A 12,109-nucleotide genomic window follows, 5' to 3' on the forward strand; every position below is an offset into this window, starting at 1 on the left:
GCCACGGGCGACAGCACCACCAGTACATCTGCTTTCGCGGCGAATACCTCTGGGAGCATTATCACGGTATTGCTTGGGGGGACCAATGTCCCGCTGCCCAACGCACAGAACATCGGAGCAGGCATTACGATTAATGCAGCCAACGAAGTTTTCACCATAACCACGGCTGGCAGATACTATATTACGTATCAGATCAACATAACTACCGCATTACTCGTTAGATCCCGCCTCATCGTTAACGGAGCCGCCAATCTCGCTTCAACCGTCACCCCAATTCTCAGTCTTTCAACCTTTAACAATGACGTTATTCTTACCTTGGCTGCAAATTCTACCGTTTCGCTTCAGCTATTCGGTCTCGCCGCGCTTGTCACATTATTAGGAAACGGCGCAGGCGCTGCAGTCACGATTATTCGTCTCTCCTAATCATGCCAAATAGGCAGCCATCATCTATAACACTCACTCGGGAGTGATCCACTTGGTATCTGTAAGCTTATGCATGATTGTTAAGAATGAGGAGGACACCCTTGGACGCTGCTTGTCCTCCATTGCGCCATATATCAATGAAATCATCATCGTAGACACCGGTTCTACTGACCAAACCATTGCCGTAGCCCAGCAATATACCGATTGCATTCACCATTTTACATGGATCGATGATTTTGCCGCTGCCCGCAACTTCGCTTTCAGCCTCGCAACCTCGGATTATATCCTGTGGCTGGATGCCGATGATGTCCTTCGCCAGAGGGATCAGAAAAGATTCGCAGACCTGCTTCTAACACTGGACCCCTCCATCGACTCCGTCTCAATGCCCTATATTCTGAGCACGGATGAATTCGGCAACTCCCTATCCACCATCAGACGCAACCGCCTGGTCAAAAGATCAAAGCAATTCCAGTGGGTTGGCCCCGTCCATGAATACCTTCAAGTTCACGGCCGCACGATAAACAGCGACATCGCCGTAGCCCACTGCAGCCTTCGCCATGACAGCGACAGGAACATAACGATTTATGAGAAAAGAATCACCGCAGGCGAAGCGCTGTCCCCTCGCGATCTCTTCTACTACGCCAATGAACTCAAAGATCACGCTCGCTACGATGAAGCCATTAACTTTTACAACAAATTCATTGCTACCGGCGATTGCTGGATTGAGGACCTGCTTGCCAGCTGCAGCCGAATGGCGGACTGCTACCACGAGCTGAAGGATGACCAGCATGAGCTGGAATCGACGCTAAGAGCGCTCCAATACGCCGCACCGCGCGCGGATACCTGCTGCCGTCTAGGGTATTATTTTCTGCAAAAGAATGATCTCACCGCAGCCATCCACTGGTACGAAACAGCAGCCGCCCTCCCGCAGACTGATCAATCATGGGGGCCCACCAACCGCTCCTGCTCCACCTGGCTGCCACATCTTCAGCTATGCGTCTGCTATGACCGGCTTGGCAACTACGAGCTGGCTTATCAGCACAATGAGCAGGCCGGAGAATACAGGCCAACTGACCGTAGAATCCTCTACAACCGCTCCTATCTGCACCCCCTCATTAACAAAACGGATACCAAGAGCGACAGCTATGCCTGAGGACAAAACCACCGTTCTAATCGGCTGCCCCGTCTATCAGAAGCCCGCTATCCTGCGGGAAACTCTGAGCTCTCTCCTCCGTCTGGATACAGGCTCGTTTGAGGTCAGCTTCATATTCATCGACGATAACCGGGACGAACGAAGCAGCGGGCTGCTTCGATTGTTCGCCCATACCGCAAGCCGTGTGTCTCTCATCCCGTCCGCCAACCGCAGCAGGGACGAGTATGTCCGAACAGAGGAAGCCCATTACTGGAACGAAGGGCTTATCTGGAAGGTTGCCGGCTTCAAAAATGATATGATCCAGCATGCCCTGCAGGAGCAATTCGACTATTTGTTTCTGCTCGATTCCGATTTGGTCCTGCATCCTGATACACTTCACTGCCTTGTCCGCGCTGACAGGGATATTGTGTCCGAAATCTTCTGGACGCGCTGGCAGCCCAACGCCGCCCCCCAGCCCCAAGTATGGCTCCGTGACGAATATGAGCAATTCGAACGCCAGCGCGGGGAGAAGTTAAGCGACACCGAATCCGCCAGCCGCTACAATCAGTTCATTGCCCAGCTCAGAACGCCCGGCCTCTATGAGGTAGGCGGGCTCGGAGCTTGTACTCTAATCAGCCGTCATGCCTTGCTGGGCGGCGTTCACTTCGGCCCCATATCCAATCTGTCCTTCTGGGGAGAGGACCGCCACTTCTGCATTCGCGCTGCAGCGCTGGGCTTTAAGCTATTCGTCGACACCCATTGCCCCGCCTACCATATTTACAGAGATTCCGACCTTGCAGGCGTTGCAGAACACCAGCTTGAAGCCTCTCATGGCCGCTCCATTGATAGCGCCAATGCAGCCGTCTTCCACTCGCAATCCAGAACGCTCATCGCCCCCCGTCCGCAAACGAATTCAGAAGCCGCGCTAACCCTCACGATGGTCGTCAAGGATGAGGGCTCCCGCTATCTCAGACGGGCCCTGACCTCACATCTTCCTTATATTCATGCAGCCGTTATCATTGACGACGGAAGCTCGGACGATACCGCCGAGATTTGTCAGGAGCTGCTCAAGGACATCCCTCTTAGGCTAGTTCGCAACACAGACTCGAAGTTCGTCAATGAGGTGGAGCTGCGCAAGCAGCAATGGTCGGAAACATTGAAGACCAACCCGGAGTGGATCTTAAATCTGGACGCCGATGAAATATTCGAAGCCAAGTTCGCAGACGCTCTCCCAGACATGCTGAACCAAACTGCTATCGACCTCTATTGCTTCCGTCTGTTCGACTTCTGGAACGAAACCCATTATCGGGACGACCTCTATTGGCGAGCCCACCTGACATACCGTCCCTTCTTATTCCGATACCGCTACGGCTTCCCATACAGCTGGAAGGAAACGCCGCAGCATTGCGGCCGATTTCCAGATAATATTTTCAAATTCCCGCATCATCTCTCCGAGCTCAGGCTCAAGCACCTTGGCTGGACCCAGCCCGCCCACAGACTAGACAAATTCAACCGCAACATGCGGCTCGACCCTGATGGCATCTACGGCTGGCGGGAGCAGGTGCAATCTATACTCGATGAGAATCCGCGACTGGTGGAATGGATAGAATAGAAGCGAGGGAAACACGCTCCGGCAGATGCGAACCACGTCCCGCTGTAAATGCCCTCGTGGACTTTCCCAACAACCTTTAATAGAGAGAAGAGAGGGAGCCCTCAGACTTCTGACGGCTCCCTCTCTTCTCTCACTCAATTTCTATAGATCCTTCCACCGCTGAACGGTAATATTAATCGCATCGGCTCCTCCTGTAGTCGTGAAGGTCCGGTTGTTAATATCGCTTCCGTTGCTGTTGACCTCGACATTGCTCCATGCGCCTCTAGTTATTTTATACTGCATATTCGTTCCGGAGGGCAATGAGAAGGCCAGCGTATATTTGCCATTGCTCTGCTTCACCAACTGGTACGCCGGGTCGGCAGGGTTCCAATTGTTGAATGAACCTGTCAGATAGAGCGTTGCATGAGCTGGTGTATTCAATGGCACAGTAACCTCTAGCGCAATACCGCTCGGCTGCGGCTCTCCCGAAGTAATAACACCCGCATTGAATGTGGAAGTGCCAATCGGGAATACATAGTTCTGACCGCCGTTGTTATCCCATGTACCGGAGCCATTGTTGAACACGGCCTCCAGACCTGTCGCTGTTCCTACATTCACTGTAATCTTATTGTAGCCTGTAATTTCCGAGGCTGGCATCGACACGCCAGGAGAGGTCGTCCAAGTACCGCCCACAGGACGATAATGGATATACGGTGTCGTGAAGCCTTTCTTATAATAGATCGTAACCGAATTGCCTGCTGCAGTTGTAGAAGCCGTTAGCGTATTGCTCACTGGCGAAAGATTGCCTGCGCCGTCATAGGCTTTTACCGTAAAGTTATAAGAGGTCGATGCAGTGAGCCCGTTCACAGCGTAGGTCGTATTCGTCACCGTGGCAGCCTCCACCCCGTCCTGATACACTTTATATCCCGTCACACTATAGTTGTCCGATGACGGCGACCACGACAGGTTGATGCTCGTCGCGGTAGCGCCTGTACTGGTCAATCCCGCAGGAGCGAGCGGCGCCAGTCTGTCTCCCAGCGGTAAGCCGTAGTACATATAAGTCTCGAATGTTACGATGCCCGATGAAGCATAATAATAGTAACCGTTGTTGTCTTGAATCGGACCTCCTTGGCCCTCCTGGAAATAAACCATGCTGCTGTACTGTATAACAGGAACAACAGCCTTCCAATAGCCTGGAATTTCCGATGGCGTCATTTGCACTTCCACCCACGGCGCACTATCATTCAATCGATAGTGAACATAGGGGTTCGTGAAGCCGCCATTATAATACACTGTCGAGCTGTCGGAGCTTTCCGTCGTTACTTGAATGGCACTGCTGGCAGGGGACAAGTTCTCATATTGATCCCTTGCTCTAACTGTATACGTATAGGTTGTATTGCCATCACGGCCAACATCGATCACGCTCGTACCCGCTGTTGTATGGAAGGGAACACCATTCCGGTAGACAACATAATTAACGGTCTCGGGAGAGCGGTACCATGACAGATACACCGTACTCTTGGTCTTATGAACCAGATTGAAATTAGGCGGAGCATCAGGTCCTAGCAGGTAATCGCCGAAGGCACTGATATTCATCGCATTGCCGTTGCCGGAAAATGTAGATATTGATATTCCCGTATAGGTAAGATCCGTACCGTAGCCTACATACCGATCGCTGTTCGGCGTTGTAGTCGCGTTGAATGTCGTCGCATTGCCGGTATAGAAGAACGGATTGCCTGTGGTGGCCTCCTCCATATCGACCAGTCTGCGATTATCATTCCAATTTGATCCTCTGGTTTCATCTATATGCCATATCGCGATACCGCCAGTGTAAGGAAGCGATCCATCATACCCTTGCTTCTGCCGGTTCTCCACTAGAAAATATTGATCCGAATTCAAGGTAGGAATCTTCGCGATATTATAATTCCCGCTTCCTATGGAGTTCAGCGTATAAGAGACACTTGTTTGGGACTCTATGACATGCGCCTCCTCAAATCCAAGCAGCAGCTTGCTGTATGCATCGAAATGCGCTGGCGTAGCGCCTAAATACTCACCAGGGAGCGAATTCCAGGAACCGCCGGCCATTATACTGTAAGGGCCGATTCCAGCAGAGCTGCCATCTGTATCGTATAAGTCGACCAGGCCAAGCAGATGTCCGATTTCATGCGCCAATATGCCGATAGTCGCTTTATGATCGCCTTGCCGTTCGCCTTGCATAGAATAGTCTTCGAAATATTTGCCATCCAGTGGGACGAAGAAATCGAAGAAGCCAATAACATGCCCCCATACACTGGGCAATTGCTGATCATAGCTGGCTTCATAGCCCGCCAGAATCGTAACGACAAGCAGCTCCTTATTCGAAATGACATTATCGTTATCCGTATCGTAAGCTGCGAAATTAATGTTCGCGTCAGCAGCAAGCAGTGCATCCCGAACCGATTTCTCATCATCGCCGCTATGCGCATAACTCAGATTCACCTTCACAATGCCGTCATTCGCCGTACCTGCAGTTTCATTAACCGGCACGAGCGAGAACTGGCCTTCAGACACCTCATCGTAGTAATCCTTGACGCTCTTGGCCGTCGTGCTGAAGAAGGTGTCGCTCCATGACTGATCGGAATACTGGATACTGGCATCTGTAAATCCGATCAACAGAACCAGAACAGGCTGCGTATGCGGCATTGACAGCAGCGCATTCGGCTCGCTGGCGTCAGGGTCCCCTGATTTCTTCAGCTCATCCGCGTGCTCCTCTGCTATTCCCGCTATCTCTTCTTGAGTGACTGCCTGCTTCGGCTTCGCGTCAATCAAGTATTTCTCCCCGCCAGGCTGCACCCCTTGTGCCGCCGGCTCTGCGTAGTTCCAATAATTAGCGGCGTCCCTCACCAACACTTCTCCGCTAACGGTCTCTACCCAGTTCAAATGCTCGTCGCCCTTCAGAACGCCGGTGAAGGTCTCGCCGGTAGGCTGCTCGAAGCTCTGCACCTCTTGTCTTGCCGGCATAGCCATAGCCACCGCTGCCAGTGCAAGCATGGCCAGCAGCATCACTGCCAAACTCGTCGTATACCTTAATGCCTTAGAACTCATTCTCATCTCTCTCCCTCCGATTCTAGTACTCTATCCATCTACCAATCTGTCAATCTGTCAATCTGTCAATCTGTCAATCTGTCAATCTACCAATCTGTCAAACTGCCAATCTACCGATCTGTAAAGCTGCCAATCTGTCAAACTCGCAATCTGCCAAAGCTGCCGATCCAGAAGAAGCCTCTACTAATTCACCTCCTTTGCTGCAAGCGCTCATTCGCAATTTCATCGTACTCCCAACACAACAAATAATCATCATGATTTAGCACTGTTTTACAAAAGTTTAAGAAAAGCATGGCCTCATAGGAGGTTTTGCAAAAGCCCCAGCGCATGCCGCTGCTTAAACAACTGTTCTGTCCCTGTCGGCCCTGTAGGGCAATGCGAATCCGGGACCTTGACTATGTTATAAATTCTACCATAACGGTTCATTGAAGGACACTCCAGTTCACAAAACATGACATGGAAATCTAATTGAATATGAAATATATAAAAAATCGATCAAATTTATCAATTTTCTTTATTTGCACACAAATTTAATGTCAGTTAATATTACATAAAACGCATATGAAATAGAACGTTCATTTACCAGCCTCTTGAAGAGAGCGAAGGAGAGTGTCCCATGTTTAACATTCGACAATATTCTACTGTAGACCATGATGATGTATGGAGAGTTCATTTACTCGTCATTTCCGAGGCGGGCGTTGAGCCGACCCATCAGCATTATCACGATATTTTTCATATTAATGAACAATACTTGAACAGCGGCGGGGAGTTCCTTGTCGGCACAGGAGACAATGGCATCGTGCTCGCTATGGGCGGCCTGAAGAAGCTGGACGGGGAGAGAGCGGAGATTAAACGGCTCCGTGTCCACCCCAGCTACCAGAAACGCGGCTACGGCCAGCAATTATTGACTCAGCTGGAGCAGCGCGCGATTGAACTGGGATTCCGCAGCGTCTATCTGGACACGTTAACGAATCAGGTTGGCGCCCAGAAGCTCTTCCAAAATAACGGCTATCAGCCTACGGGCTCTTCCATCATCGACGGCTTTAACGTCAACCTGTTTGAGAAAAGCCTCGCCTAATCCATAACAAGCCTCTTTGACCGATTCTGCGCCTGCTCGCAGGCTGGTCTTAGAGGCTTCTTCATTGTTGTGAGGCTAGAGAATCGTATAATCCTTCCATTCCTGCGGCAGCAGCCGATTGTACTGCGGCTGCAAATAGCGATCATCAATAAGCAGCAGCCTTCCCTGATCATGCTCGGATCGAATCAATCTGCCGCCTGCCTGCAGCACCTTATTCATTCCCGGCAGCACATAGGCGTAATCATACCCATTCTTGCCTTGCCCGTTGTAATAATCCTTCATAATATTGCGCTCCAGGCCGAGCTGCGGCAGTCCAACCCCAACAATAACAACCCCGTTCAGCCGGTCACCGACCAAATCTATACCCTCTGAGAATATACCGCCCATAACAGCGAATCCAACGAACGTCCCATTCCGGTCCGCTTGGAAGGCAGCAAGAAAGCTCTCCCGTTCCTCCTCGCTCATATGCGCATGCTGAACGATCGTGCTCAACTGCTGGTCCTGCTGCAAGAACATCTCATACACGCGATTCATATATTCATAGGATGGGAAGAAAACCAGGTAATTGCCGGGGCGCTTGCTGGCAAACTCATGTATAAGAGCAGCAATCGGCTCTATCGAACGATCACGATCCTGATACCGGGTAGATTGCGGCTTGACGAACACCTGAAGCTGCTCCTGGGAGAAGGGGGATGGTACCGATACCGAGTAATCACCCTCCCCATCACCGCCCAATACATCCATATAATAAGAAATGGGTGACAGCGTCGCGGAGAAAAAGATATGCGAACGATATCCCTTGCCCATCTGCTGAAGCTGGTGCGATGGATCAAGACAATACAGCTTCATCTCAACCTCGTTCTGCGCGACCTCTGTGTATGTGACATATCGCTCGTCATACAGCTTTGCTATTCTCACGAAGCTTGTTGCCGCATAATAAGTATCCAACAGCTGCGAATTGCCGCTTTGCCCTCCTCTGGAGGCGATAAGCTCCTGCTCCGCTCCTGCAAGGAATACGTCGAGCAGTTCCACCAGCGGCTGCGGCAATTCCTTCACTACATTCTCCCTGCTCTGGCCCTGCCGTTTCCTCAGCGCTATGAAATAGTCGTTCACAGCCTTGGCAGAGGCATGAAGAGCGGGATGAACGCCTTTATACGCTCGCTGCAGCAGTAGAAAATCTGATTTCCTCAGCATACTGGAATACATCTCTCTCGCCCGATCTACGAGGTTATGCGCTTCGTCGATCAAGAGAGCGGATTGCCGCTTCCCTTCCTCGAAGAGACGCTTCAAGCTTACCCGCGGGTCAAAAATATAATTATAATCGCCAATTATCACATCCGAAGCATAAGCAGCATCAAGCGAGAACTCGAACGGACAAACGCTATGCTTGATCGCATACCGCTCGATTACCTTTCGATTCATGAGCCCTTCGTTCGAGAGCATATCGAGCATTGCGCCGTTCACCCGATCATAATAACCATCCGCATACGGACAATGCTCCTTCGAGCAGATCATCTCATCCTGCAGACAAGCCTTCTCCTTCGCAGTAATCGTAACCGCATGCATATGCAGCCCCTTAAAGCGCATAAGCGCAAGCGCTTCTTCTGCGGCGGTTCTCGTAATTGTCCTTGCCGTCAGGTAGAAAACCCGCTTCAGCAACCCTTCACCTATCGCCTTCATGGAGGGAAACAGCGTGGATATCGTCTTCCCAATGCCCGTCGGCGCTCTGGCGAACAGCTTATGCCCATCCGCAATCGATTGATATACTGCCCCAGCCAGCTTCCGCTGACCTTCACGATAATTGTCAAAAGGAAACGGAAGCTCCTTCATGCTCCTGTCCCGCTCCCGCTCATGCTCTGTCCTCAGCTTGGCATACGGATAATAGCCTCCCACCATCTCCCGCATGAAGAGCTCCAGTTCTTCAATTGTCCACTCTTCAACGAACCGCTTCTGTTCCTCCGTTGCGGTATGCACATAGGTAAGCTGAACACGCATTCGGCTAGCCTCGCGCGCTATGGCAACCATGTACGCATAGCATTTGGCCTGCGCCCAATGAACCGGATGCCGCTGCCTCGTCATAACGTCCAGGCTGATCGAAGTCGATTTGATCTCGTCAATGGTCCAGCCATCCTCTGTCGCGAGAATGCCGTCGCAGCGGCCGTCAATGACAAACCTCAGCTCATTGTACATAATTTCAGCAGACAGATACACTTCCTTCTCATCGTGCTCGCTATATTGCTTCTGTATGTTCTGATGGATTTTCGTACCCTCTGTCAGCGCAGCAGACGTTCGAAATCCGGACTCGATATCCCCGCTTCGATAGACATACTCCACCAGAGACCTTACGGAGATTGCAATACATTCCGACATCTTTATGCCCCATATCAATTGAGATAGAAATACGTTCCCCTATAAAATACCACACATATGTTCCCATGAATAGCTCCCACAATAATTCCCAGAACTGATAAGGAACAGGTTTATACCGGGGGATGAATATATTTTCCTATATTATTGTGTAGAAGCGCCTATGTGCTTAGAGGGAAACGACGAGCTTTGTCGAATTTTGTAAAGATAACAAATTGCAGGACCTCCAAACAAAGAAACCAAAGGGGGGCTATACATATGACATTCCGTGCATACCTGTCACTTCCAATTGTACTTGTTATCGTCATGCTCACCGGTTGTTCCACTACATCCGATGAGCTGGACATAGAACCAAGGGCAGCCTCAGGACTTCTCGATGCCAGGCAGCTCACGCTGGAGAAGGATCAGTTGATTCTACTCAATGGCGAATGGTCGTTCTATTGGAACCAGCTGCTTGAGCCTTCCGATATTGAATCAGGCATCGGAGAGCAGACAGATTACCTTGAAATGCCAAGCAATTGGTACAAATACAAGCTGAATGGCAATAACCTCCCTCGCACTGGGTACGCGACCTTCGTGCTGGATATGCAAGTTGCTGAACCGGAGCAAACCAAGGGCATTCTTGTACCCGTGATGTATTCCAATTACAAGCTATGGGTGAATAATCAGCTTCTGGCGGTTAGCGGCGAAGTCGGAACAGATTCTAAGCAAAGTGTCCCGTACAAGAGCACAGAGGTCATTTATTTCAGCGCCCCAACCCAGCATGTACAGCTTGTGCTCCAAATATCAAACTACCATAATTATGCGGGCGGAATGCTCGAACCATTGCTCTACGGCTCCTCTTCCGCAGTACAGAAGAACCATGACCGCAACATCGCAGTCCAGTTCATCCTGTTCGGTATCTTGTTATTAGCAGGCATCTATCATATCGGACTAAGCTTCTTCCGCAACAAGAATACATCGATGCTCTGTTTCGGACTGTTCTGCTCTGTCGTTTCCTTGCGGAATACACTCGTAGGCGAAGTGTTCTTTACGAAGCTGTTCCCGGACTTCCCTTGGGAGGTCGCCATGAAGATCGAATACAGCTGCCTCTATTTAATGGTGCCTTTATTCGCATTGTTTCTTCAACGACTGTTTCCAGAGGAATCCTCTGCATTGTTCACCAAGATCTCTTTCATTCTAGCTGGTTCCTATACGATCCTGACGATCATTGTCAGTGCGGATATCTACTACCTGTTCTTGCTTTATTATCAGATTTTTATTGTCATCTCACTTGCATATGCGGTTTTACTGCTGCTGCGGGCTACCTATCGGAAACGGGATGGAGCTGTCTTCGCTCTTGTCGGATTCTCTGCCTTTGTACTGACGTCACTATTCGACCTGTCAGGGTTTATTCTGCAGCGCTATTCGTGGCAGAGCTTCCACTCTCTTGGTGTCGCGACCTTCATCGTCTGCTTCTCGCTCGTACTGTCGAAGAAATTGTCTACATCCTTCAATATGGCGGAACAGCTTGCACAGCAGCTCACCGAATGGAATGAAAGTCTCGATAAGAAAGTGCATGAGCGCACACTCGTCATCGAAGAATCCAACAAGAAGCTGGAGGAATTGAACCGCCAGCTGCAGGAATGGTCTCTCGTGGACGGTCTTACGAACGTGTCAAATCGCAGACATTTCGATGACTTTTTGAACAGCCAGCTTATCCAGTGCGCCAAGAAGAAGGCCCCGCTCACGCTTCTACTAATCGATATCGATTACTTCAAGCTGTACAACGATGCGAATGGCCACATCCAAGGCGACCACTGCCTGAAGGAAGTTGCACGGGCGATCAAAGCCAGCCTCTCGCCTCATCAGGGATTGACAGCCCGCTATGGCGGAGAGGAATTCGCTGTCGTAATGCCAGGCTGCAACAAAGAGAATGCGCTGGCCATGGCGCAGATTCTCTGCACAGCGGTTCGGGAGCTGGGCATACCCCACACCCAATCTCTGGCATCCGGCGATGTCACAGTTAGCATTGGGGCAGCTACTATCAACCCCGAGCCGAATACGAATCATCATGTCATCATTGATCTGGCCGATCAGAATCTGTACAAGGCCAAATCAATGGGACGGAACCAGGTCTATTCGAACTGAATAGACCGAATTATGACTGATAGGAATGGGACGCTTGAACTCTGCTGCTGCTGCTGCAGAGCTCAAGCCAGCCTATTGCTGCTCACAGTACTTCCTTCCGTTTCATTGCGAGGCTAAACGATAAGCAACCCTGTTGTTGATTCCGCTTTGCAGCTTCAGCCAGCCCTTACAGCTACCGCCTACGCGGATTCCATTGCTTTTGAGCTGCTGTAAGCTCGTTTTTCAAGCTTACAGCGCACCGCACGCCATTTTTCCGTGCCGTAAGGCGGTTTTTCCGCTTTACAGCTACAGCCTACGCGGATTC

At 50.6% G+C, this 12,109-nt stretch carries 7 protein-coding genes; 5 read left to right on the forward strand and 2 right to left on the reverse strand.

Annotated elements, in window-relative coordinates; genetic code table 11:
- From L6H65_RS02645 to L6H65_RS02655, 3 genes are all read left to right on the forward strand, one after another.
- Nucleotides 1–423 (forward strand): BclA C-terminal domain-containing protein (locus tag L6H65_RS02645; RefSeq protein WP_443093979.1); only part of this gene is annotated, 423 nt, incomplete at its 5' end.
- 52 nt (nt 424–475) lie between these two features.
- Entirely contained in the window at nt 476–1,576 is a 1,101-nt protein-coding gene (locus L6H65_RS02650; RefSeq protein ID WP_236338800.1) for a tetratricopeptide repeat-containing glycosyltransferase family 2 protein, read from the forward strand.
- Nucleotides 1,569–3,167, forward strand: coding sequence for a glycosyltransferase family 2 protein (locus tag L6H65_RS02655; protein ID WP_236338802.1), 1,599 nt, complete (start codon nt 1,569–1,571; stop codon nt 3,165–3,167). Before L6H65_RS02650 ends, L6H65_RS02655 begins: the two co-directional genes overlap by 8 nt.
- A 141-nt stretch (nt 3,168–3,308) precedes the next feature.
- Here L6H65_RS02655 and L6H65_RS02660 read toward each other — a convergent pair whose 3' ends face one another.
- Nucleotides 3,309–6,236 (reverse strand): M6 family metalloprotease domain-containing protein, encoded by a 2,928-nt coding sequence (locus L6H65_RS02660; RefSeq protein WP_236338804.1) that lies wholly within the window; start codon nt 6,234–6,236, stop codon nt 3,309–3,311.
- Nucleotides 6,237–6,846: 610 nt separating this feature from the next.
- Between L6H65_RS02660 and L6H65_RS02665 the strand changes: the two genes are divergently transcribed.
- Nucleotides 6,847–7,308: a GNAT family N-acetyltransferase gene (locus L6H65_RS02665; protein WP_236338805.1), complete on the forward strand. Its 462-nt coding sequence runs from the start codon at nt 6,847–6,849 to the stop codon at nt 7,306–7,308.
- A 75-nt stretch (nt 7,309–7,383) separates the two neighbouring features.
- On the opposite strand, the gene L6H65_RS02670 is transcribed toward L6H65_RS02665, so the two are convergent.
- Entirely contained in the window at nt 7,384–9,678 is a 2,295-nt protein-coding gene (locus tag L6H65_RS02670) for an ATP-dependent DNA helicase (RefSeq protein ID WP_236338807.1), read from the reverse strand.
- Nucleotides 9,679–9,933: 255 nt separating this feature from the next.
- On the opposite strand from L6H65_RS02670, the gene L6H65_RS02675 reads away from it, so the two are divergent.
- Nucleotides 9,934–11,805, forward strand: a complete 1,872-nt coding sequence (locus tag L6H65_RS02675) for a diguanylate cyclase domain-containing protein (protein ID WP_236338809.1) — start codon at nt 9,934–9,936, stop codon at nt 11,803–11,805.
- The last annotated feature ends 304 nt before the right edge of the window (nt 11,806–12,109 follow it).

The sequence above is a fragment of the Paenibacillus plantiphilus genome (genome assembly GCF_927798095.1).
In the GTDB taxonomy this organism is placed as follows: Bacteria; Bacillota; Bacilli; order Paenibacillales; family Paenibacillaceae; genus Paenibacillus_Z; species Paenibacillus_Z plantiphilus.